The 23807-nt window shown below is 40.6% G+C and carries 28 protein-coding genes and 4 tRNA genes; 14 read left to right on the plus strand and 18 right to left on the minus strand.

Going from position 1 to position 23807, the window contains the following annotated elements:
* Window positions 1-4: 4 nt before the first annotated feature.
* Both PHY14_01415 and hemN read right to left on the minus strand, forming a co-directional pair.
* Window positions 5-652: a hypothetical protein gene (locus PHY14_01415; protein MDD2693571.1), complete on the minus strand. Its 648-nt coding sequence runs from the start codon at window positions 650-652 to the stop codon at window positions 5-7.
* A 113-nt stretch (window positions 653-765) separates the two neighbouring features.
* Window positions 766-2145 (minus strand): oxygen-independent coproporphyrinogen III oxidase, encoded by a 1380-nt coding sequence (gene hemN, locus PHY14_01420; GenBank protein MDD2693572.1) that lies wholly within the window; start codon window positions 2143-2145, stop codon window positions 766-768.
* 705 nt (window positions 2146-2850) lie between these two features.
* On the opposite strand from hemN, the gene hemC reads away from it, so the two are divergent.
* Genes hemC through hemE form a run of 3 tightly spaced genes read left to right on the plus strand, consistent with a single transcriptional unit; the run spans window position 2851 to window position 5490 of the window.
* On the plus strand, window positions 2851-3759 hold the full coding sequence (hemC, locus tag PHY14_01425) for a hydroxymethylbilane synthase (protein ID MDD2693573.1): 909 nt from the start codon (window positions 2851-2853) through the stop codon (window positions 3757-3759).
* A 25-nt stretch (window positions 3760-3784) separates the two neighbouring features.
* Entirely contained in the window at window positions 3785-4465 is a 681-nt protein-coding gene (locus PHY14_01430) for a uroporphyrinogen-III synthase (GenBank protein MDD2693574.1), read from the plus strand.
* Window positions 4465-5490, plus strand: coding sequence for a uroporphyrinogen decarboxylase (hemE, locus tag PHY14_01435; GenBank protein ID MDD2693575.1), 1026 nt, complete (start codon window positions 4465-4467; stop codon window positions 5488-5490). Before PHY14_01430 ends, hemE begins: the two co-directional genes overlap by 1 nt.
* A 44-nt stretch (window positions 5491-5534) precedes the next feature.
* Here hemE and PHY14_01440 read toward each other — a convergent pair whose 3' ends face one another.
* On the minus strand, window positions 5535-6143 hold the full coding sequence (locus tag PHY14_01440; GenBank protein ID MDD2693576.1) for a tetratricopeptide repeat protein: 609 nt from the start codon (window positions 6141-6143) through the stop codon (window positions 5535-5537).
* Window positions 6144-6252: 109 nt separating this feature from the next.
* Between PHY14_01440 and hemH the strand changes: the two genes are divergently transcribed.
* Together hemH and PHY14_01450 are read left to right on the plus strand one after the other, a co-directional pair.
* Window positions 6253-7269 (plus strand): ferrochelatase, encoded by a 1017-nt coding sequence (hemH, locus tag PHY14_01445; GenBank protein MDD2693577.1) that lies wholly within the window; start codon window positions 6253-6255, stop codon window positions 7267-7269.
* 153 nt (window positions 7270-7422) lie between these two features.
* Window positions 7423-8661 (plus strand): FAD-dependent oxidoreductase, encoded by a 1239-nt coding sequence (locus PHY14_01450; GenBank protein ID MDD2693578.1) that lies wholly within the window; start codon window positions 7423-7425, stop codon window positions 8659-8661.
* A 114-nt stretch (window positions 8662-8775) separates the two neighbouring features.
* Here the strand turns inward: PHY14_01450 and PHY14_01455 are convergent, their stop codons facing one another.
* The 11 genes from PHY14_01455 to rsmG all read right to left on the minus strand — a co-directional run bounded on the left by PHY14_01455 (window position 8776) and on the right by rsmG (window position 13378).
* Window positions 8776-9666, minus strand: a complete 891-nt coding sequence (locus tag PHY14_01455) for an FAD:protein FMN transferase (protein MDD2693579.1) — start codon at window positions 9664-9666, stop codon at window positions 8776-8778.
* 3 nt (window positions 9667-9669) lie between these two features.
* The gene (locus PHY14_01460; GenBank protein ID MDD2693580.1) at window positions 9670-10113 is read right to left on the minus strand and encodes a hypothetical protein; all 444 of its coding nucleotides are present in this window, start codon (window positions 10111-10113) and stop codon (window positions 9670-9672) included.
* A gap of 76 nt (window positions 10114-10189) precedes the next feature.
* Window positions 10190-10699: a hypothetical protein gene (locus PHY14_01465; protein ID MDD2693581.1), complete on the minus strand. Its 510-nt coding sequence runs from the start codon at window positions 10697-10699 to the stop codon at window positions 10190-10192.
* 157 nt (window positions 10700-10856) lie between these two features.
* Window positions 10857-10931: transfer RNA gene (locus PHY14_01470), tRNA-Glu, on the minus strand.
* A gap of 72 nt (window positions 10932-11003) precedes the next feature.
* Window positions 11004-11080, minus strand: a tRNA-Pro gene (locus PHY14_01475).
* Window positions 11081-11105: 25 nt separating this feature from the next.
* Window positions 11106-11182 (minus strand) — tRNA-Ile (locus PHY14_01480).
* 85 nt (window positions 11183-11267) lie between these two features.
* Window positions 11268-11343, minus strand: a tRNA-Gly gene (locus PHY14_01485).
* Window positions 11344-11539: 196 nt separating this feature from the next.
* Window positions 11540-11944: a hypothetical protein gene (locus PHY14_01490; GenBank protein MDD2693582.1), complete on the minus strand. Its 405-nt coding sequence runs from the start codon at window positions 11942-11944 to the stop codon at window positions 11540-11542.
* Between the two features lie 189 nt (window positions 11945-12133).
* Entirely contained in the window at window positions 12134-12256 is a 123-nt protein-coding gene (locus PHY14_01495; GenBank protein ID MDD2693583.1) for a hypothetical protein, read from the minus strand.
* 75 nt (window positions 12257-12331) lie between these two features.
* Window positions 12332-12712 (minus strand): hypothetical protein, encoded by a 381-nt coding sequence (locus tag PHY14_01500; GenBank protein MDD2693584.1) that lies wholly within the window; start codon window positions 12710-12712, stop codon window positions 12332-12334.
* 39 nt (window positions 12713-12751) lie between these two features.
* A complete protein-coding gene (gene rsmG, locus PHY14_01505; GenBank protein ID MDD2693585.1) occupies window positions 12752-13378 on the minus strand; it encodes a 16S rRNA (guanine(527)-N(7))-methyltransferase RsmG in 627 nt (208 codons plus the stop codon).
* 299 nt (window positions 13379-13677) lie between these two features.
* Here rsmG and PHY14_01510 point away from each other — a divergent pair, with 299 nt between their 5' ends.
* Both PHY14_01510 and PHY14_01515 read left to right on the plus strand, forming a co-directional pair.
* A complete protein-coding gene (locus PHY14_01510) occupies window positions 13678-14184 on the plus strand; it encodes a type II secretion system protein (GenBank protein ID MDD2693586.1) in 507 nt (168 codons plus the stop codon).
* Window positions 14185-14444: 260 nt separating this feature from the next.
* A complete protein-coding gene (locus tag PHY14_01515; protein MDD2693587.1) occupies window positions 14445-15092 on the plus strand; it encodes a hypothetical protein in 648 nt (215 codons plus the stop codon).
* A 5-nt stretch (window positions 15093-15097) separates the two neighbouring features.
* Here the strand turns inward: PHY14_01515 and PHY14_01520 are convergent, their stop codons facing one another.
* From PHY14_01520 to PHY14_01530, 3 genes are all read right to left on the minus strand, one after another.
* Window positions 15098-16108 carry an aldose 1-epimerase family protein gene (locus PHY14_01520; protein ID MDD2693588.1) on the minus strand — a complete coding sequence of 337 codons (1011 nt, stop codon included), beginning with the start codon at window positions 16106-16108 and terminating at the stop codon, window positions 15098-15100.
* 83 nt (window positions 16109-16191) lie between these two features.
* Window positions 16192-16455, minus strand: a complete 264-nt coding sequence (locus tag PHY14_01525; protein MDD2693589.1) for a type II toxin-antitoxin system RelE/ParE family toxin — start codon at window positions 16453-16455, stop codon at window positions 16192-16194.
* Window positions 16446-16643 (minus strand): hypothetical protein, encoded by a 198-nt coding sequence (locus tag PHY14_01530; GenBank protein ID MDD2693590.1) that lies wholly within the window; start codon window positions 16641-16643, stop codon window positions 16446-16448. The genes PHY14_01525 and PHY14_01530 overlap by 10 nt, the downstream gene beginning before the upstream one ends.
* 63 nt (window positions 16644-16706) lie before the next feature.
* Between PHY14_01530 and PHY14_01535 the strand changes: the two genes are divergently transcribed.
* Genes PHY14_01535 through PHY14_01545 form a run of 3 tightly spaced genes read left to right on the plus strand, consistent with a single transcriptional unit; the run spans window position 16707 to window position 19977 of the window.
* A complete protein-coding gene (locus tag PHY14_01535; protein ID MDD2693591.1) occupies window positions 16707-18176 on the plus strand; it encodes a glycosyltransferase family 2 protein in 1470 nt (489 codons plus the stop codon).
* A gap of 2 nt (window positions 18177-18178) precedes the next feature.
* On the plus strand, window positions 18179-19468 hold the full coding sequence (locus tag PHY14_01540) for a hypothetical protein (protein MDD2693592.1): 1290 nt from the start codon (window positions 18179-18181) through the stop codon (window positions 19466-19468).
* A 2-nt stretch (window positions 19469-19470) separates the two neighbouring features.
* Window positions 19471-19977, plus strand: a complete 507-nt coding sequence (locus PHY14_01545; GenBank protein ID MDD2693593.1) for a methylated-DNA--[protein]-cysteine S-methyltransferase — start codon at window positions 19471-19473, stop codon at window positions 19975-19977.
* Here PHY14_01545 and PHY14_01550 read toward each other — a convergent pair.
* On the minus strand, window positions 19974-20651 hold the full coding sequence (locus PHY14_01550) for a metallophosphoesterase (protein ID MDD2693594.1): 678 nt from the start codon (window positions 20649-20651) through the stop codon (window positions 19974-19976). The genes PHY14_01545 and PHY14_01550 overlap by 4 nt on opposite strands.
* A gap of 86 nt (window positions 20652-20737) precedes the next feature.
* On the opposite strand from PHY14_01550, the gene PHY14_01555 reads away from it, so the two are divergent.
* The 4 genes from PHY14_01555 to PHY14_01570 all read left to right on the plus strand — a co-directional run bounded on the left by PHY14_01555 (window position 20738) and on the right by PHY14_01570 (window position 22816).
* Window positions 20738-21130, plus strand: a complete 393-nt coding sequence (locus PHY14_01555; protein ID MDD2693595.1) for a hypothetical protein — start codon at window positions 20738-20740, stop codon at window positions 21128-21130.
* A 27-nt stretch (window positions 21131-21157) separates the two neighbouring features.
* Complete coding sequence (locus PHY14_01560) at window positions 21158-21382, plus strand: alkylphosphonate utilization protein (GenBank protein ID MDD2693596.1); 225 nt, start codon at window positions 21158-21160, stop codon at window positions 21380-21382.
* Window positions 21383-21703: 321 nt separating this feature from the next.
* Window positions 21704-22126 carry a hypothetical protein gene (locus PHY14_01565; GenBank protein ID MDD2693597.1) on the plus strand — a complete coding sequence of 141 codons (423 nt, stop codon included), beginning with the start codon at window positions 21704-21706 and terminating at the stop codon, window positions 22124-22126.
* 69 nt (window positions 22127-22195) lie between these two features.
* Entirely contained in the window at window positions 22196-22816 is a 621-nt protein-coding gene (locus PHY14_01570; GenBank protein MDD2693598.1) for a hypothetical protein, read from the plus strand.
* Window positions 22817-23807 lie beyond the last annotated feature (991 nt).

Genomic DNA, 23807 nt, shown 5'->3' on the forward strand with positions numbered 1-23807 from the left:
GAAGTTATTTGATTTGTATTTTAGATTTTCTATCCATGTTGTCAACTAACTTTTGTACTACCTTCGAATACACCCACTTCCCTTCTGTATAAGCAAAATTGATTAAAGAAAGTGCGAGAGTTCGGGGAGGAATTAATTCTTGGATTTTTCTACCCAAAATAAAGGGCCATCCGAAGACAGCCCCTGTAAACACCTTTGGAAATGAGTATCACCACCACTTCCAGAAAGGAAAGAGAACACCAATACCGAAGTTGCCCAACTTCAACCCACCACCACCTGCCAGACAGCCGAAACCACCTAAGCAAGCACCAGCAGTGAAGTAGAGGAAACCAACATCGATTACGGGACCGATGTAGAAGGCGAAGTTGTGGTACCACGCCTTGCTTCCAGTCTTTTCTGCGGCAAGGGCGAGGGATGGAACAAAAAAAGGAAGCATCCGAAAGTTTTTTATTGCTTTCGGGATGTTTCTGAAAGGCACCTGAATCATCCTCCTTTCATCAACAACACCGCCAACCATATCAGCAACATCAGAGAGAAAATCCCCTCCTCCGTCACCTCCACCCGTTTCGGTACTGCCACCACTTGCCCCCTCTCCTTGACCAAGGAGACCTCCTAGGTCAATTACTAAACCAATTGCAAGTCCAATACTCATGGCATTCTCCTATGAGTTTTTCCTCCAAGATTATCCAATAAAGCACAATGCAGTATAGACTCCTGTGAGTTATTTATTACAATAGTAAATATATATATATTGTCAAATAGTTTTTACACCAACTTCGAATACACCCCCTTCCCTTCCGTGTAGGCAGGATTAAGTGTAGTGGCGATGTTGCGGATGAAGAACATACCGAGTTCCGTGACAGAGATAATATCATTTTCATATTCCATGAGTCCGTCCGCGACAAACTCGTCGAACATATTCGGCGAAAATTTGGTGAGTTTTTTTATGTCTTCTGTACTTTGGTTGTATCGATTCGCGATGATAGAGAAATCCAGATATCCATTGCACATGAGTTCCGTGATGATGTCGCGGATGACTATCTCATCCTGATTCAGAACGTATCCCTTCTCTATCGGGAGTTGTCCTGCTTCCAGTGTAGCAGTATACGTCTCGATATCTTTCACATTCTGGATGTAGCTGCCGGTGAGTTGAGTGATAGCCGACGTCCCGAAGGCATAGACCTGACCCGTCGTATCACGCGTCGCATACCCCTGGAAGTTGCGATGAAGTGTGTGGTTTTGGAGTGCTACTTCGAGTTCATCTCACGGCAGAACATAGTGATCCATTCCGATTTCGATATACCCAGATTCCCTGAGAAAAGCACGAGAACGCGCAAACATCTCCATCTTGTCCTCGGCGGTTGGGAGCCCGATTTTCTCGAGCGCGAGTTGGTATTTTTTTACCCAGGGCACATGCGCGTAGGAGAACGTCACGAGTCGGTCAGGGCGAATCTGGATTGCTCGTTCGATAGTCGCGAGAAAACTCTCTGTTGTCTGACCAGGAAGTCCGTAGATGAAGTCAAGATTCACTCCGAGTTCTGGATGTTTTTCTCGGATATAGGTGACGAGGTCTTCGATAGGAAGTCGGGATGGCAGTCGGTGAACGTTGGCGAGGATGCGTTCATCAAAGTCCTGTACACCGATACTGATGCGATTGAATCCTGCATTCACCAAGCCATCAATATATGCAAAGTCCAAGTGTGCAGGATGACATTCGATCGCGATTTCTGGATTCTCAGTAAACTCGAATTGACTGTGGAAAATGTCGTTGATTGCTCAGAGTTGGTCAGTCGTGAGAATATTGGGCGTTCCACCGCCGTAGTGAATCTGAGAAACTTTTCGGTTCTTATCGAGATGGGCGGTGATAGTTTGGATTTCTTTTTTGAGTGCTTCGAGATAGATATCGACAGCGCTCTTTTCTCCGAGTTTTATCTGATTGCACCCGCAGTAGAGGCATATCTGCGCACAGAACGGAATATGCACATAAAAGGAAATATTGCTCGGTTCATCGTGATTGGATGACTCGATGAGTTCGAGATACTGCTCGCTCGTAACACCAGCGTGAAAATAATTCGCGGGCGGATAGCTCGTGTATCTCGGAACGGGAGTGTTATACTTGTCGAGGAGGGGTTTTGGGATGTGCATGAAGGTGAGTTTTTAGTATGTAGTTTTTAGTTTTTAGGATGGATTCTTGTCTTCTTGTTTCTGATTTTGCTTCTTTATTTTTGTGAGTTTTGATTTCTTATTCTATCGTCTCTGTGGTTTTCTTCCTTATGCGAATTTTACGTATTTGTCAGTGAAGATTTCTGTATGAAATCACAAACTGTTTGAGGAGTGAAGCGACGAGTTTTTGTGATTTAGGAAATCAAACTGGTAACAAATACCAAAATGAAGCATGGAAGACCTCTGAAAGACTTTTGGTACTTTTGGTCTCGCAAAAGTACATTTGGACTCTGAAAAATTAAATGGAAGATTTCTCGCTACACTCGAAATGACAATTTTAGTGGTTGGATTGCTTCGTTCCTCGAGAGTGACGGAGCAAAAGTAGATTCTTCATTACACTCAGAATGACGGAAACACGAGTAAGTATACAGAGAACTCGTATCCTTTCAAATATTCTTCCATTTTGTCATTCCACCATGAAGCGGAGCGAAATAGAGGAATCTCTTTCCGGCTCACCTTAAGAGATTTTGATAAATCTTTTCTCATAAGTACAAGAAAAAGGGATCCCTACGGGATGACAAAAGAAAAAAACCTTTCTTAGACTTTTTCCTTAGTCTTAAGCCTTTTATCTTGCTTTCTGCCCACTTTTTCATATCCTAAAAGAACTCAATCTATACACCAAAAGGTATGCAAACTATCCGCATCGGAACCCGCGAAAGCAAGCTCGCCATCTGGCAAGCAGAATACGTCCAAAAAGAAATCGAAAAACTCGGCATCAAAACAGAACTCGTTTTTATCAAGAGTGATGGAGAAAAAGATCTTGTTTCGCCACTGTATGAGATGGGGGTTCAGGGAATTTTCACCAAGACGCTCGATATCGCCCTCCTCGATGGTCGCATCGATATCGCGGTACATTCGCTCAAGGATGTCCCAACCAAATTGCCAGAAGGAATAATTCTCGCGAGTGTGCCGAAGCGCGGGAATTATGGAGATATACTCATTCATAAAGGAACTCTTCCAGAAGAAAGTCTCGAATATGTGATTGGAACGAGTAGTTTACGACGTCGAGCCCAATGGCTCAATCGGTATCCAACTCATGCGACCGAACCGCTTCGTGGAAATATCCAGGCTCGTCTCGAGAAGCTCGAGAAAAATACTCACTGGAGTGGAGCAATTTTCGCTGCGGCAGCGATAGAAAGACTTGGACTCGAAATAGAAAATACTGTTGCTCTGGACTGGTTATTACCAGCTCCCGCCCAATGAGCTCTCGGAATTACTTGCCTGGAAAAAAATAAAGAAGTTATCGAACTCTGTCGTGCATTCAATGACCGTGACACAGAACTTGCGACGTATATCGAGCGCCAATTCCTTCGCACGCTTTTCGGTGGATGTTCGATGCCGATTGCTGCGCTCGCCGAGTTCGATGGTGACTATTGTGATTTCCGTGGAAATATCCTCACGACCGATGGACGTGAAAAAGTCGAAGTCGAGCTTCGAGTTCCTCGTGATGAAGCCATGACTCTCGGAGAACGCGCAGCCGAGGAAGTGATACGAAATGGCGGTGAAGCGATACTGAAAACATTTAATCGAATGTAATTCTTTTATTCTTTATTTTTCTTCTATGAATCAACCCATTCATCTCATCAGTACGCGAAGGCTGAAACCAGAAAACAAAGAAAAACTCGAGAAACTCGGATTTTCTATCGAAGATTATGATTTTGTCGAGATTCAGCATACGCTCGATGCGCACAAGACAGAAATCCTGAAGAAAAATATTTCTCCTCTCGTATTCACGAGTCAGAATGCCGTGCGATCAATCGAAGGAATTATTCCAGAACTTTCACAGAAACAAGCTTTCGCAATCGAAGGAATAACCGCAGATGAAGCGAAAAAAGCATGACTCGACGTGGTCGGAACTGCACGCGATGCGAGCAATCTCGGAATCATCATTATCGATTCGGCGCCAGAATCTGTCCTCCATGTGACGAGCAATATCCGCAGAAATGAGCTCGAAAGAGAACTCTCAGAAGCACATATTGCAATACAAATTCTCGAAGTCTATGAGAAAATCCCAAAACCAAGAAAAGTAGAAACACTCGATGCAATGCTTTTCTGGAGTCCATCCCAAGTAGATGCATTTCTCGTTGAGAACTCACTTGATCCTGAGGCCCTGATTTTCTCGATCGGCAATACCACAACTATTCATCTTCGCAGACTTTTTTTCGAGAATGTCATCACTATAGCGGAATCGAGTGAAGAAAATATGCTAGAAACTGTTATAGCCCATTTTGCTCAACCATAATGAATACAAAACCACTCCTTCTTCAAGCCCTCAATTGAGAATCAGTAATACGTCCACCCGTCTGGTGCATGCGCCAAGCGGGACGATTTCTTCCTGAATATCGCGAACTCCGAGACAAGTATGATTTCTTCACTCGAGTTCAGACTCCAGAACTCGCAACTGCCATCACACTTCAGCCCGTCGATATCCTCGGAGTAGATGCGGCGATTCTTTTTTCTGATATTCTCGTCGTACCACAAGCGATGGGACTCACGGTTGAACTCATCGAAAACAAATGACCATTTCTCCCGAATACTATCCGAACGAAAGAAGACATCGAGAAACTCTCATCGAATGCAGCGGATAATCTCAGATATGTCTATGATGCTATTCGTCTGACGAAATGAGAACTAGAAAAAAGATGAATCCCACTTATCTGATTCGCGGGTGCACCGTTCACCCTTCTCTGTTACATGGTCGAGGGAAAAGGAAGCAAGACGTTCGATAAAGCGAAGAAGTTCTGTCTCACAGAACCAGCACTCGCTCATGCACTTCTCGAGAAAATCACTGATATCACAATTGCATATCTGAAAAATCAGGTAACGGCTGGAGTGGATGTGGTACAGGTTTTCGATAGCTGGAGCGGACTTCTCTCTCCTGAGGATTTCCGACTTTTCGCACTTCCCTATCTGACTCGGATTGCTGATGAATTGGCAGATATCATCCCTGTTATTCTCTTCCCAAAAGGCAGCAACTACGCGCTTACAGAACTCTCCCGAACTCGCGCGAATGGAATCGGGATTGACTGGACTATCACACCAGAAGAAGCAAGGAAAATGACAGGAGGAAATATCACTCTTCAATGAAACTTCGACCCAAGTCATCTCTATCTCCCACCAGAACAAATCGAGCAAGAAGTCCACGAGATGATTCGCCGATTTGGCACTGACCGATACATCGTCAATCTCGGTCATGGTATACTCCCAGATATCCCGGTAGAGCATGCGAAAGCATTTGTGAATGCGGTGAAGAGTTATCGAGGATAAAAAAACCACCAAAGCAAGTTGGTGGAAGATGTTAACAATACGAGCTATTCGTCACCTGTAGTGATATGCCGTCCTGCTGCAAGGCAGGATCCTACCAACATTATATGAACAAGAGGGCTTTGGTTTTCTGGAAAGTAAGGATCATTAAGTGCTTCAGTAAAGAAAGTTATAGCTTTTTCATATTCTCAAAGATGAAGATAAGCTAATCAAAGATTACTATAACATACCCACTTAGCTTCCTCTGGGATATAAGGACTCTCTATGGCCTGTATCAACAAGTTTACAGATTGTTGATACTCTTTGGATTCGATACAAGCAACACCCCCATTCATTAATCATCTATAATCGGGATTCAGTCACTTCTGACGATATGATAGCACCGATAGATCATAGAATGAGATTGCATCTTCATATTGTCATTGTTTACTAAGCTGATGTCAAATAATATCGAGAAATCTTCCTCCAAGATTCATGTGATGCAATACAAGTTCAGTTAGTTCACGATTATCATATTGATCGTCCTGTTGTTCCATAGATATAATTTCTCTCATTCTATCATTTGCTCACTTCTGTATCAATGCAAAGGGGATATAAGGAAGATTGTATTCTGCTACCGCGTCGTAGCATCATCCTAAGTCTGGAGTATCGTTCATATAATAAAATTATAGAAATATATGTTATTTATATACAATTATAATTATCTGTCAATACTTTTATCTGTTGTAAAGTTTCAGATAGAGTAAAAAACTCTACAATCTCTCCATGCCCAACAAATCCCTCATCCTCATGAATATGGGTGGTGCCACCACCAAGACAGAACTCGAAATGTTTCTCCTGAATATGTTCCGCGATCCGAATATCCTCACGATTCGGAGTGATTTTTTCCGTGGACTTCTCGCGCGATTCATCACGAAAAAGCGCCTCGATGCCTCATGGGCGAACTATGAGAAAATCGGTGGTTCTCCCCTTCCTGCCATCACCGATGAACTCGTGAAGAATCTCCAGAATCAACACGAAGATATATTGGTGCGTTCGGTGATGACTTATACTCACCCGACGAATAATGAAGTCATCGAAGAACTCCGAGAAAAGTGAATCCAGGAAATTACTCTTTTTCCGCTCTATCCTCACTATTCCACCACGACAGTGAAGTCGAGTGTTGATTCATTTCTCGATACAATGAGAAAAGCGAGACTCGTTCCTGTTATTCTGAATGAAGCAGAGCGAAGTGAAGCATCCAGAGTATCTGAGAACACAATCGCCGTTCGTATCATCGAACCTTTTTATAGAAACGAAAGATACAACAATATTATCATTGAAATTATCAGGGGAATATTATCTCAGACAGAAAGAGATTCTCCAAAGGAGAATGACAAAAACGAATACGAACTCGTTTTCTCAGCGCACGGACTTCCAGAGAAAATCGTGAAAAAATGAGATCCTTACCAATCCCAGATCGAAGATCATGTAGCAATCCTCACGAGAAATCTCAGAGAAAGAAACATACATTTCTCAGGAATCCATCTCGCCTATCAGTCACGCGTGGGCCCGATGAAGTGGATATGACCTTCACTTCATGAGAAACTCGGAGAACTCTCTGGGAAAAAAGTAATCATCTTCCCACTCTCGTTCACCATCGACAACAGCGAGACGAAATTCGAGCTCGACATCGAATATCGAGAAATCGCTGCTGAACACGATATATCAGAATATCATGTCTGTCCTTGTCCGAACGCTCGATGAGAATTCCAAGATTTCTTGAGTTCATTTCTCGAGTAAAGTCTAATACCCTATAATCCATGGGGTATTTTTATTTAGAATGGAGAAAGATTTTTTCTCAAGGGAAAATATACAAAAAGACAAGAGAATGTTTGCTTTTTCTCATGAAATGCGACAATATATATGTACTTTATTTTTTACTCCTCTCTCATTATGAACAAGGAAAAAGTTGTCATTCTCGGTTCTGGTTTTGCAGGAATTCGTACTTTTCGGAATCTCGCGTGCAAAAAACAATTCGAAATCACAGTGGTCGATAAACGAAGTTCTATGCTCCTCAAACCTGTACTTCCTGAGATTGCTTACGATGGAAAAGATATTGCGGAAGCAAGTTTCGAACTCAAAGGCGTTATCGAAAAAAATGGTCATACATTCATACAATCTGCTGTAAAACTCATCGATCCGAAAGCTCAAACAGTCGCACTCGAAAATGGCGAAACTCTCAGTTATGATTATCTTTTTGTCACCATGGGTGCACATAAGGATTTCAACGCTATTCCTGGTCACGAAGAATTCGGATATTCTGTCTGTGACGATGTTCATGCAGAGAAGCTCGCCAAAGCCGTAGAAAACTTCCAAGGTGGAAAAATCGTCATCGGTTCTGCCCAGTCAAAATGGGGAACTCGCGTGTCTTGTCCTCCGTTCCAGGCTCCATGTGAAGGACCAATCGGTGAATCTATGTTCATGTTGCATCATCTTCTCTCTGAGAAAGGACTCCGCGAGAAGACAACTATCGACGTCTTCACGCCAGGAGAGATTTTCTTCGAAGATATCGGAAATGATGTTCGTGGTGCTGTCGGTGGACTCATGAGCATGAAGAATATTCCTCTACACCTCTCGAAAGTAGCCAAAGAAATCACAAAAGAAGGAATCAAATTCGAAGACGGAACAGAACTTCCTGCGGATATGGTGATCATGATTCCTGTCTACAAGGGACACCAGGTTCTTATCGATTCTGGTCTTGGTGATGAGAAATGATTCATGCCAACCAATGAAGAGATGCGTCATCTCGACTATCCAAATATCTTCGCGGCTGGTGATCTCAATGCGATGACTCAGCCAAAACTCGGTCACCTCGCGATGATGCAAGCTGATATTGCCACTTCCGCTCTCATGAAGGAAGTAACTGGAACGGGCGAAGTTCTCAAATACACTCCAGAAGTCTATTGTATCATGAATATGGGTGGCGGTGAAGCAGGATGTGTCTACTCAAACATCTACTTCAAACCAGAAAATGGTACTGATATCGTATGGCACAATAGATACAATGCATACTGGAAAAAAATTCTCGATAGTTATATGCTCTATGGAAAAGGTCGTATTCCTCCACGTTGGGCTGAACACATGTTCAAGATGATGATGGTCAAGCTCGGATTCGGGAAGAAAGGAAAATAATATCTTTCCCCAAGAGTACGAAGTACGATTGGTGAAGAAAGATATTATCCTGAGGTGAAACCGAAGGATCTCTCCAGATAATATAAATCGCTCATTCTATGGGCGATTTTCTATTTATAAGAATAATTCCGATTTGCTCATCTTCGACTGATAAAAAGTACCATCATATCGCACCAAAACGCCTTCAATCTCAGGAATATTCTCGAGCATCTCACATGCCATTTCCCATGGCATCACAGAAAGTGCGGTCGCATAACTATCTACACAGATTCCAGAAGTTCCTTCGATATAAGTCGCAACGACATCCTTCGCAGATTCTCCAGTCTTTGGATTGACAAGATGATGACTATTCCCCCATTTTCGCTTCGTACCAGCGCTACAAGCCAAGAAGCTCTCATCCAATATATATGTTCCGACAATCTCCTCACTCGAAAATGGACTCTCCAATCCTACTTTCCAACCACCTCGACCAAAAAGATCACCTCAAAAGTTGATGAGAAATCGTGGATATTTTTCGAGGATTTCTTTCAGAACATCGATCAAGTATCCCTTCCCTACTCCACCAAATTCGAGCTCAATATCTTTTCCGAGAGTGATACTTTTCTCCTGCAGAAAAATATCGCGATAATCTCCTCCACCTTTCGTCTCTGAACTTGAGAGAATATCATCAAAAATATTTTCACTTTTCCGAATTTCCGTTTCTCGATTCCCATAACCAAGATCTCGTAGTCTTTTCCCAATCGTCGGATCGAAATATCCATCCGTTTTCTGCGCTACTTTGAGTGCGAATGAAAGCATACGGACAGCATCTTCATCGAGAATTCCTTTTCGAGAAATGTTGAGATTATGGAGCCAATTCCCGGGAATAAAACGAGAAAAATTCTGTTCAAAATCTTTTAATCGTTTTTCTATCAGTAAAAAATCTTCATCCACCGAAGTCGGCGAAGAAGACTCCAATCGAATCAAAAGATGCGTCCCAATAATATCAAGATCAAAACAATACATACACTAGAGTGATTGAATGAATTTCTCGAAGGCGGCAGTCGTGAGAGAGGCCCCGCCAATCGTATCTATAGAAAAATCTTTCACTGATTTTCCGACGACTTTTCCAGAAACTCCTGATGCAAAATTATCTTGGTTATATTTGGAACCATCATTGGTAGCAAGTGTCCGAGAAGATGCTGCTGTGATGATGCCATTCTCAACGGTCACAGAAAACTCTACGTCGTCCATGCCCGCTGGAGATCGATATTGCACCACACGAGTCGTGGTCATTGCCGTTGCAGACGAGGTAGATTCTGAACCTGAAAGCATATCAGGAGACGAAGTTCACGTCGAGATGGGAATATTTCTTTCTCCTGAAATAGAAGACATCTCATTCGGATGAGTACAAGATGCAAGTGTAGAGATTGATGCCAAGAGAACTAGTGGAAGGAGAGCCGATGATTTCATAAAATGGGTGTTAAAAAATACTCACAAACGCGAGTATAAAGACTTTATAAAATAAATCAATTTTTATTCTGAGTTTTTAGATGCCGTTCACGAACTGTTCGAAAGCGGCAGTCGTGAGAGAGGCTCACCCAACAACATCGAGATTCAGTTCACTTGTCTTTTTTCCTACAACCGCAGAAGCAATACTTCGAGAAAAAGCACTCTGATATTTCTGATCATCATGATCTCCTGACTGGAATGTGGCACTTGCAGCGGTGATAACTCCATCCTGAGTCGTCACAGAAAATTGTGTAGTTGTACTTCCATGATGAGATGGACTTGCATATGAAACCGTTTTTGTAGTTGTTGTTGGGGTGGTAGAACTCTCTACAGAAGAAGATGTTGTGATGGAACTCTCTACAGGAGTAGCTTGAATCTCCACTGAAGAAGTCGAAGAATCTGTGACAGAGGAATCTGAAGAAGTAGTCTGATCTCACCCTTGTGGTCCACCAAAAGTACAAGAAGCAAGAAATGAGAGACATACAAGTCCGATAACAATAGTGAATATGAAGGTTTTGACAACAAGTGAATATGAAGGTTTTGACATAATGAAGAAATTTATAATATAACGAAATGTGACTATATAGAATATAGTTTAAATGAAATTAAAAAAGTCCGAATATTGCGGATTTCTCAGGACAACAAAAAAGAGCCTATTGAGAATAAGCTCTTTCTAAAAAGTATATTTGTCCCTCACGAGATGATGGTAGCGATACGGAGAATCGAACTCCGGTTTACGGGATGAAAACCCGCTGTCCTAACCACTAGACGATATCGCCATGCTCGAATGAGAATCCTTTCGGACGCGATCTAGTGAGGGACAAATGTACTTTAACTTTTCTGAACTGAAATGGTCGGAGACGCGAGACTCGAACTCGCAACCCCATGCTCCCAAAGCATGTGCGCTAGCCAATTGCGCCAGTCTCCGAAAATTATGCTTCTGAAACGATAGATGGTGGGCGTACCTGGACTTGAACCAGGGACCTCGACATTATCAGTGTCGCGCTCTAACCAGCTGAGCTATACGCCCTTAAAAAAAGGAATTAGAATTCAGAATCTAGAAATGTTTTGTTTTCTAAGAATCCAAACACTAACTCTGGTTGATTCAGAAAAAATGGAGCGGGCGATGGGACTCGAACCCACAACAGTCTGCTTGGAAGGCAGAGACTCTAGCCATTGAGCTACACCCGCACGTGTCTTCGATGAACGAAGCTCACGCATTCTATAAAAACGTCTTCACTTGTCAAAAGTTTTTTAGAAAAATCATTTATTCTGCTCAATAATATTTATAATCATTTTTTGATGGTACTGAGATAGAAAAATCTCCCATGACCAGTGGGAGATTTTCGGAATTATAGATTTTTTTTAAAGCTTTATTTGGAATCTATTATTTTTTGGTTGGTTCTGTAGCCCCCGAAGCGGAATTCATATTTTTCTGGAGACAATCTACACTCACGATACCTACAGATCCAGTTCCAATAGTGACAGGAACTGCTTCTGTACAACCATCTTGGTATTGTTTCTCGAGAGCCTGAGCAAGTTGCGTAACAGCTGTTCCATATCCATTGTTGTAACCATTCTGGAGAACGTTACCACTGAATGAAGACATTGCCATATTCACCGCTGCACCATATCCATTGTTGTAACCAGCTTGTGCCGCTGCATCGAGCTTGGATCTCTCGATGAGAGGATATGAAACAAAGTACAAGAAAAAGAGAGAAGTAAAGAGAACCCATGCAACTGCAAGAGTTTTTCCTACAGGAATATCTTGGAACAAATTGTTGGAAGCCATAAATAGAAAAAGGTAAATGCTAAATACTCGGTTGAGTATATAAAAAACCGTTTTCATTTCAAGAAAAGATGACTTCCAAATCCATAAAAATAATGTCTAATCTAAAAGAGTTCTCTGGAATATGAAAAAACGGAAAACAAAAAAATCTCCTTTCGGAGATAATTCTTGAATTCTTTAGTTTATGAATTTTTAGAATTGAATGAGGCTTGCAGCTGCAAGAGCATTATTGGTAACCGCAAGAAGTCCGAGAAGAATCAGAGTATATGGACGGACGTTGTGTTTCGCATGGAACTGTTCAATATGTTGTTTCATATGAATAATTATTAGAGATAAAATGTAAAATTATCCTAACACATATTTTTTTATTTTGCAAATATTGGAGGTCTTTTATTCTGATTTTTTCAGGAAATCAGGAAGCTCTTCTATTGAAGTGAGAAAATATCTCAATGCAAACATTACCAAACGCCTCTCAGCGTCAAGAGTATTATTTAGTCCTGTGCTTTTATTTCTCGGTGAATCAAGCTCCGAGAGTAATTCTTGGACTTGTTCTCGAGTGAGTCTCTCGATATGAAATCGATACATATAAGGAACATCACCGATGGAAAACATCCTCTTCTGATCTAGTAACTTCGAGAACCGACTATTCGTATTCGCATTTCGCTCATCGAGAATACGATCGACAATATATCGAACAAATGGATATCATTGGAATTGTTGTGAATCTGTATATTTCCTAAATCATCGAAAAAAATCTTGGTATGTTTCCATGCTACAAATTAAATAGAAAGAGTTATAAATCTGGATCGGTTATTTTCTCGAAAATACGTAAATAATCCGCTCCTTACCAGCAAGTTCATATTCCATTTCCCCTTCCAATACAAGATTCAGTCGCTTAGTCACTTTGAGAATATCCTTTTTCTCATCTTCCGATGGCATCTTGTAGAGGATGATTTTCCCTGATTTCGCGAGAAATGGTTCCGCCCACGTGAGAATCTCTGTCATATATGCTGTCGCACGCGAGACGACAAAATCATACTGAGCCTTGTGTTCTGGATTTTTCGCGAGCACTTCTGCACGTTCTTGGATAGCGGTGATTCCTGTGAGACCGAGATTCTCTACGAAATGATTCATTGCCTTCACCTTTTTTCCTACAGAATCGAGTAAAGTAATCCGTAAATCAGGTGCAATAATCTTCAATGGAATCCCTGGAAAACCTCATCCAGAACCGATGTCGAGAATCCGACCATGAAGTTCCACTGCTGCTGCGCCATAGAGCGAATCGACGAAATGTTTCTCTATAATTCCTGCTTCATCGCGAATCGCAGAGAGATTGGTATGAGAATTATACTCCATAAAAAGCGAGAGAAACTTCTGGAATTGTTCGAGTTCTTCATGGGAAAGATCGAAGTTATGTTGGAGAAATATGTTTTTCATACCGAAAATGTATAGAAAAAACAGGAAAAAGCAAAAGGAGAAAAATATCAATACAAAATATTATTGTTTTCTCACAGATTCATTATAGTACAACAATAATACAAATGGAGACTTTTAGTTGCAAAATTCATGGAACATCTATAATTGAAGCACCACAACACATTCTCGACACTCTTTTTTGTATCAGACGGTATAAATGGGTAAACTATTTGCCTGCTCTTTGTATCTTTTTGGTACAAAAGTGTCGTGTGTTGTGGTAAACATCGTGGCAGTAGTTTACCCTTTTTTGTTCGTCTAATATGATTCGAAAAAAATGATTCACTCTCGTAGAACTCATGATAGTCATCGCTATCATAGGTATTCTTGCATGAGTACTCTTCCCATCAGTTACTGGATATATTAAGAGGGCGCACGACGCTACGCGTTTTACTTGAGCAAAAACTATCAATACAGCCATATTAACATACTCTACTGATCATGGAGATTATCCTCAATTTTCTCCATTACTTCTAAACACACAAGGGTTTACTCATGAATGTAAAGATTATCCAAACGGTTTTACTTGGGATCAAACTATGGAACCTATTATAAAACAATATGCGGGCACTTCTCCAAAAGACCGCATAGGAATATGGCCACTTTGTTATATGTACAAATACTGAAGTTATTTTGCGTGTCCTAACTCTCAATGATACGTATTTATTTTCGCGACGGAATGAGTACGAGTCGACCTCGAACAGAACTACGCAATCCAGTGAGAAAACGGATCAGCTCATCGATATTGTTTCACTGTAGGACCGCAATAATAGAATCGACATCTCCGAAACCGAATCCAAAGCCATTTGTTCCTGTGGCACCGAAGAGAATATTTCCTAAGACAAAAAGTGAGTAATTTTCTTGAGCCAATTTTCATAAAATAAATTTTCTATATACTCATGCTATGGAAATTAAAAAGAATTTAGTTCAACTACGAACTCAGATAAGAAAAAATTCTCAGAAAATCACTAATTTTATTGATGTAAATCATATTAATCTCTATAAAAAAGCTGGGCGCAAAGAAATCTGTATGTTTTGTGGAACTGATGATAATCTAAGTAAGGAACACGTTTTACCAAAGTGGGTATTCGAATGATGTTCAAAGAAATTCTTTATTACAACCATAAATAATTCCGAACAGACATACAATAAAACAACCATAAAAGCCTGTAAATATTGCAATTCGGAAATTTTAAGTTCTCTCGAAAGGTATATAAAAAGGTTATTTGAGAAATATAAAGATATTGCATTTGATTTAAATGACGAAGAAATTGGTGATATAATTTGTTGGCTAGAAGTTATCGAATATAAGTTCCAGATTCTCGATATGCGAAGAAAATTTCTTAAATATTCTTGAAGTGACTTTATACCATATTTAAGAAATCTCCCTATTGCCATAATGGCAAGCGAAGATTCCCCATCAAAAATACTCACATTATTTCGGAAGGCTCTAAAAAATATTTCAGTAAAAAATAAAACTTCCAAGATTAATTCCTTAGTTTTATTTAAAACAAAGAATCAATGATTTCATTTCTTTCATAAAACGAATGACTTTATATTTTTAGAATTACCAAAATATAAAATAGCATTATTTTATTTCTTTGATAGGAAGTTCATAACTAACAGAGAAGCTTATGAGGAAGCTATAAAGATTATTAAGAAGCAATATTCTTCCTAGTAAAACTATACACCCACCCCCCACCAGAAATCCATATTCTCCCCTACCCCAAGCGATATGATTCCCAGTTTTTCCGAGAGGATTCCTGTAGCATCAACACTATCCGCGTATCATTGCCATGGCTCGAGACAGAGGAACGGAGCATTCGGTTGTTTCCAGAGAGCGAAGTGTGGGAAATTCCCTCGATCGAATTCGAGGGTTTTTTGGTTCTTTTTCTGAAGTGTGATTCTCTGAGAATGGAGTTCACGGAATATCATCGCATCTTTTTCGAAGAATGATTCCGAGAGTAGAAGACTATATTCATGTTTTTTTGTCATCTCGTCAGAGATCTCTTCCAGATTCACTTTTTGAGAACCAGATATATTTTCACTCATAATTTGAGGAGAAAGGGATTCCTCCTTCGTCGGAATGACAAAAGAAGAAGCCAGAAGTCATTTCTCGAGACGATCCACGATGAGTGTATCTTTCTCTCCTTCGAATCTGATACTACACTCATCGATACTCTCTATCACAAACGCTGGATGTCAGCCGATCGAGAACAGAAGTGGTTCATTTCCCGTATTTCTGACTGAATATTCGACACGAAGTCAGGATTCGTTCAATATATAGGTAATCGTCAATGCGAAATCGAATGGATATTTCGATCGTGTTTGCTCATCGGAAACGAGTTGGAAAGTGAGAGAATTTCCTGGAAGATGGATTGTTTTGCTTTCACTCGCAATGACAGGGATATTACTGTCTTCATTTTGCATCTTGCATCTTGCATCTTGAATCAATGTGAATTCCCTATCCCGTGCGAATCCATGCTGGGAAAGTATATATTCTTTGTTATTATGCATATATTTCCCATCACGAAGTCACCCAACAATCGGAAAAAGAACAGGAGATTGTCGCTGCCAGAATCCTTCTTTTTTCTGGTAGAGGTATTCCGTTCATCATCTCTGGAGGGATTGGAGCTCTGCTCCGAGAGAGGACACGGTGATCGATGAGTCCGCATAAGTAAGAGTATATTGCATAGGATAAGAAAAATGGATTGTCGAAAAAGTCTACAGAAAAAGCAGAAAAAAACAAAAATAGAGCATCTCTGTAACAGAATTTTCTATGGATAGTTGCGATAGATGTCCTTCCTATGGAGAACTCGATCAACAATGATAATCTCATCGAGATATCGGAAACCAATACGATAATCTCCGATTCTGGCACGATAAAATCCTTTGAATCCAACAAGTTTCTTGATATCGTATATTTCTTGGATATGAGAAGCTTCAGAAATCTGTAGTAAAAATTCCGTTACTTTTGGTCTAACGGAATGGGGAATTCGAGCAAAATCTTTTTCGAATGTTCTTTTGATCTCTACTCTCATGATGAACGAAGAAAATCTGCAAGACTGATAGTAGGCTCATCATCGGTCTCTCGCATACGCATACCAAGGATGATATCCTCCATCTCCTCGGGATGAGAATGAGAAAATCGCACAAAATATGGAAGTGCATCTTGAATATCCTTTGCATGTGGTGATTGTGGAATGTCAAGCGATATAGTAGTAGTCATGTTTTTCATTATATATTGATTTTCTTGATTGCAAATTTTTTTCTTTTCTTATAATGTCGGCCAATGCGCAAGTACCTCAATCTCACATATTGGCTCCCAAAAATTCCCCTTCTTTCCCTGATTGGAATCTTTCTCCTTCCACTCATTCTGATGGAAGTCCACTATCAGACAGGACTCTTCTTTATCGCACTCTATATTTCGTATTGGACCGTGAAGGTGTTCGAGTCGTATTTCTACGTGTTGAAGTCGTATCTCAGGCTCCTGAAGATCGAGAAAGAATGCTACAAAAGCAATCCTATCATCCGAAAGTGAGGAAAACACCTCCGACATATCGTCATTGTTCCCATATATACAGAACCATACGATGTCATCGAAGAAAATGTGTTGGCACTCCTCGCGAACGAATACATGTATCCGAGAAATGTTACTATCCTTCTCGCGACAGAATCTCGCGTTCCAACTGCCACGGAATATGCAGAACGAATCATTCGAGAACACGGGAATAAGGGAATGAAGATAGTAAATATTGTGCATCCTGATGGACTTCCTGATGAATGACGAGTGAAGTGAGCGAATATCACCTATGCGATCCAGACGTATGAATCCATGGTGCAACTCGATCCAGCACATACTTTTGTCTCGACGATTGATACGGATACGATTGTTGAAGATCGGTTTTTCTCGATTGTGACCTATACATTTCTCACGACCGATTGTCGCGATCACGCCATATACCAATATATGCCTGTCTATTCGAACAACTGGCGTGAAGGACGATTTTTCACGCGAATTATTGGCTTCGGGACAACGATGTGGCAGTTCTTCGAATCTCAGAATCCAGAATTCTATCGCAACTTCGCGGTCTATGGACAGTCTCTCCTCTGTCTCAAGCAAGCGAATTATTGGTCGAAAACTTCTATCGTGGAAGATGGAATGCAATACTGGAGAAGTTATTTCGGATGGCATGGAATTTTTCGTACCGTGAATACACCAGCAATATGCAAAATGGATCTCGTCGATGAGACGAATCTCTATCGTACGGTTCGCTCCCAATACAAGCAACTTCGTCGTTGGTCGTGGGGTTGTAGTGATGTAGAATATGTGATTCCTGCATTTTTCGATGATCCGAAGATTCCTCGTGCTGAGAAAATCCGAAAGACGATTTATCTGGTGTATAATCATCTTTTCTGGGCTGGTGGACCATTCATGCTCTTCTTCATCGGATATGTTCCAGGGATTTTCTATACTATCGATCATTCACTCGCTGCATTCACTGTTCCGATTGCCACATCGATCATATTCACTGTACTGTTTGCGACGGTCGTATTTCCGAGTATTCTCTCGATCCATATTATGCGCCGATATACGCATTTTCGTTTTTGGGATTATCTCTATAATCTCGTCCAGTGGATAGCGGTTCCTATTCTCACGCTTACTCTTTTTTCTATTCCTGCTATCGAGAGTCAAGTTCGACTTTTCTTCGGAAAACGCATCGATAACTTCGATACCACTCAGAAAATGACACGAAAATAATTATGATCCAATCCTATCAAGAAGAAATCCGTGCGAAACGAGTCGCTGCCAGAATATTTTGGCTCGTTGTTTTTGTATTTGCGGGATTTTTGTATTTCTTTTTTCAGGGATATTATCCGAGTGTTGACTTCCGATTGACGCATATTCTCGGAACAGAGAGCGTGAGTGGTGAAGAATGAGGCGTGACGATTCGCTCCTTCGGCATCGTGAATGTGAAGAGTATTCCCAATACGAGTTCACTCGTTCTCAACAACAATCCTTATGGAAATGATGAGAAAAAAATGGTCGATTATGGTGATTATACGCTCACCATTAGTGGCGAATGATATCTTCCTGGAGTTTTTCATTTCGCCATCAATCGAGAAAAACCATACTACATCGATGCGATCAATCTGATGCCAACGCCAAGGTATGCTCTCTACAAAAAGGAGCTCACTCAAATATCCAAGATTGACACCAATACATGGACAGCCAATAGTGCGAGCGGAATTCTTCTTTTTGAATGAGATTTCTCCACAGGAATCCTGATCGGATCATGAAACACAACTCCAATCGGAGAATGACGTTTTCTCTCTGGGAATACGATTGTTTCGTATGATCTTTTGACACGATCTTGGGTCACAGAAGAGAATGATTCTTGGGAATCTTTCGTGAAGAAATGTAATAATACCGTGCTCGTGAAGCATCTGATTCTTTTGTGTCCGAAAAAAGCAGAAGCCATATCGTCCGAGGGCAAACTCTTCACGGGCGTGCTCGATATCGAAAAACAATACATACGCACAAAACTCGGAATTATTCCATATGAAAACATGAAATTCAAGAAAAATATTTCTCTGAGTGGAATCACGATCGATCAGAATTCTCAGTTCATCTCTATAGAAAACCAATGGTACTATACTCAGAGTGGGATACTCATATCACTCACAGGAGAAAAGAATCATATCAGAACTCCCCTAGATACCATACGACATGTTGAACAAACCGACACCAATCTCCTTGTTTTTGGGAAAAGGTGAATCAATACTTTTCTCACATTTCTCGATGTGAATAATCCTCTACGAACACGGACGATTCCATTTCCTGATATATCGCTCGATGAGATTAGAATCATGGAGAATCAAGGAAACCTTCTCATAAAAACACAATCTGCTCTGCTTCTTATTTATCATGGAAGTGATGAGATTCATTGGATCGTAGATGGAGAGATTCTCGCTCTCTGAGAAGATTTCACACTCTATAGAAAAGATGGAGAAATCTGGTGAGCTACATGGAAAAATCAGAAACTCAGATAACTATGCAACTTTTCTCTCAGACCATACCGAGTCCTATCGGAAATCTCTTTGCCATCGCGAAAGACGATGCACTCATATTGCTCGATTTCTGTGACTCTCACGAACTCGAAGAGAAAAAACGAAATATCCAGAAATCTTTCAGTTCCACGATCCAAGAATGAGAAAATCTGATACTTACACAAACGAAGAAAGAACTTTCAGAGTATTTCGCAGGCATTCGGAAGACTTTCTCTATTCCTCTAGAATTCTATGGAACTGATTTCCAGGAAAAATCCTGGCAAGCGCTTCGGATGATTCCCTACGGAGAAACTCGAAACTATCTCGAACAAGCAACTATGATCGGAAATCCGAAAGCCGTGCGAGCTATCGGTGGAGCGAATCATAGAAATCCGATTATTATCATCATTCCCTGCCATCGCGTCATCGGCAAAAACAAATCCCTCACGGGATATGCATGAGGGATCGAGAGAAAAAAGTGGCTATTGGAACATGAGAGAAAATATAACTAAACATACCCTATCTTCCCTTTCCAATCGGCTGGAATCTTGTAGATGTGATGCGCATGCACTTGCCAATACTCTTCTGATTCGAGACAATATGCGGTGAGATGCCCGCCGAAAACACATCCAGAATCGAGTCCGATAGTATTCTTTCGTATTCTGAGCCCATCGACCGCCCAATGTCCATAGATGATTTTCTTCGTTCCTGTATAGAAATCATACCACGGCTTCTCTTCGTGAAGTCGAATCAGTGTCGCAATCTCGATCGGTGTATCGATACCATGATCTGGATGGAACCCACCATGCACAAGGATAAAATCATCCGTCTCAATAATTTTTGGAAGTGAAAGGATCCACTCACGATGTTCTGCAAGTTCTATCTGGAGATCAGAGAATTTCGGTAATGAATTCTTGATCCAAGTCTTATGTCCAGATTCGAGATGAAGCATCGCGTCTACATCGACCGCATCAGCGAATGCGAAATATTCATGATTCCCGATCACGCTCCACGTATTCGGACGATTTCTGACGAATTCCACAACTTCCCGTGACTTCGGTCACTTGTTGATAATATCCCCCGTGAAATACAGATGATCTTCATCTTGAAGTCAGATCTTCTCACAGAGTTCGAGAAGCTCATCATAACATCCATGAACATCACCGATAAAAAACGTACGTTGCATATTCTTTCAGATAATGGATGAATTGTAGAATTATTTGTATTTTTTGCAAATCGGTTATACTCAAAAACATATTCTTAATACCATATATGCCTGAAATAATTGACCGAACGCATGAAGAATCTGATTGATGGATCCAAAGCTGGGATGAATACTCAAGGCTCCTGAATCTCCATAGAGATGGAATAACTCCACTTGCTTTCTCAGATATAAAAACTGGAGCATACCAGCTCTATGATGAAGATGGGAAGCTCTGGAAAATCCCTGAATGAATGGATCGACGTCGCTCGGATCTAGAATCACCTATTCTTGGAAAAAAATTAGCAGAAAGGGCATACTGAATTGTAGTTCATCCTCATTCTCTTGATTCTAATCTCTCAACTCTCGGGAGAATAGATACAATGAGCTTCGTTCATGAGACTCCCGAAGATGCGATGGCAGCATATGCTTTTTCACGACATTGGGTCGGTCGAGTGTGGTAAATTATTTTTATTATCTATTTTTATTTTATGTCAGAAAATCTCGAAGTCAAAGACGCATTCGGAAACATACTCGCCTCTGGTGACACTATCCAGCTCACGAAGGAGCTCGCTGTGAAGTGAACAAAAGTCACGCTCAAAAAAGGAACGAAAGTTAAAAATATTCGTCTTACGGATGATCCAGAGGAGATCACGGCGAATATTCCTGAAGTAAAAGGACTCGTTCTCAGAACAGAATTCGTGAAAAAAGTATAATTACTCTTCAAAAAAACCTCCAAATTTGGAGGTTTTTTGTTTTTGGAACAAGAATTCGATATAGAAATAATCTTATAGAGACCATTTTCAGACAAAAAAAGAGAAAACAACCATATCATGATATCTTTGGAAATGAATAATTACTATAAAATTATTTCTGTTATTTGTCATCTATTTTTTCTTGATTTTATAATTAGCACATATATAATATACGTGCTAATTCAGGAAGAAATACACTTGCCAACGGAACAATATTTTCCACAGATTTGGTCTCAAGAACTTCTTCCGAAAATCAGCATTTATTCTCTAACTTTCCTCACTATGTTCAAATGAAGAATTATTTCCCGTTCGAATGTAAACGGGAAAGTCCACACTTTCCAGAAGGATTTTGATGACTACGATGCCTATCAAGAATTCGTCACCAAAAATCCTGAATACGACACAAACAGTCTCTTTCGGAATGCCTGGAATCCTTGGTCGACGTGGGATCGGTTTTTCACACCGACATATGCGCCAGAAAATATCCTCCCCGCCAATACCAAACATCTTCCCGAATGAATCGATCTCGAGAAATATGAAAAACGACGTGTCGAAAAGCGTCAATCAGAAGCAGAAAAGGCAGAAAAACGACATACGCTCGAACAAACAAAATCCTATCTCGAGAGCTATCTCGCGGAAAATCCTGATGACAAAGAAGCGAAAGATGATCTCGCAAAAGTCGAAAAAGAACTCGCATCGCTTTAGTGCGAGTTTTTCAAGTTCTCTTAAACTCAGTAAAATATATTCTGAACATTATTTCTTAATTTCTTTTTTATGACTACAGAAAATACATCTCCAGAAGAAGTACAGGAGAAACCAGAAACCCCCACTGCAAATACAAAAAAATGGTACCATACATCATGGAAATCCGTATCTTCGCTCCATCCTGCTTGGTATATCTCCATCGGACTTACACTCCTTCTCGCGAGTCTCATAGTACATTACGAATACCGAGAATATCGTACCAGCTCTTTTGGCTGATTCGCGAACTATGGGCGATATGATCACTCTATGAATCATTCGAATCGCTTCGAAAATACTGATAATTATGAGAGATATCCTTGGGATATGTTCGATCGACAGATGGAATATATGGAACGCCGACACAATCGGATGATGCGACAGATGGGTGATATGATGCAAAATATTCCTCCTCAAGGCAATGGACAATACACTGGATTCCGTAGTGTGAACAATTCCAATATGAACTATTCATTCAACTCCAATAATGGAAAAGTGAATGGAACTATCACCACGACTGGAAGTGGTGGATTCGGGAATATGAGACCTTCTATCGAAAAACTCGGATACAGTGTCACTGGAAATACTGGCGCACTCACTATCAGCGGCACAACCGATAAACTTCCTGAACTCATGAATCTCATCGAGAAATAACAAATAATCCTCTCAATTTTGGGAGGATTATTTTTGGTTCTGCAGTAGAATATGGTAAATCTCACTTCCTTTTCATCCGTCTCATCTTGGAGTATACCACCGAACTTCAGTGCGAGTTTTCGACTCGCTTCATTCCTCGGATCGAGTGCATGCCTGAGAAATCGATATCTGATATTCTCTTGTGCCCAATTAATCAAGGCTACATATACTTCTGTAGCATATCATTTCCCGTGCTCATCGGTACGAATCCAGAGTCAGATATTCATCCGATGTTCTTCCATGCGATTGAGTCCCACACACCCAATAAATCGATTGGTATTTTTTTCGAGAATAAATAACTCCAACACTTTCTTTTCCTCTATATCTTGCATAACTTTCTGAAGGAATTTAATTTCCTGTTCATAATTCGGGAGAAACGGGCTCACAAAAAAATCCTTATTCACCTTGCAAAACTCTTCTGTGAGTTCATGAATATCCACTCTTCCATCGAGCGAGAATGGAACAAGTACATATCTCTTAGTTTCGATGCGGACAGTGGTGAGGTTGAGATGGGGATTGAGGAGGAAGGACATTATTTTCGATTACAAACCACAAGCCTCCTGATGCATTTGTTTTTGACGGTTAATTTGAATAGAAGACATGAGCATGTTATAAGCCCTTCTTCATGTGGATGTACAAAGAGGCTTAACACATCACTCTCATCTCGATCCTATATTATCTCAGAGATGTTTGAATTCAGCATCTTGCAACCATGCAGCTTTTATATCAGAGAAAGGCATAAAAAAAGTTATAAAGTAATTGGTTTTGTATAATGGTAGATTTATTAAGAAAATTATAAACCACAAGCTCGCAGTACCATTTGTTTTTTTGTGTCCAATATAATCAGAGAACCTGGTATTGATTCTAATTATGTATATCTAGGGATATAGTATCAATCTTCGGTCATAAAACTTCGAATCCTGAGTGTGGAACCCATGCATCCAATGCAGCT

The organism is Candidatus Gracilibacteria bacterium, assembly GCA_028687475.1.
In the GTDB taxonomy this organism is placed as follows: Bacteria; Patescibacteriota; Gracilibacteria; order BD1-5; family UBA2023; genus STC-74.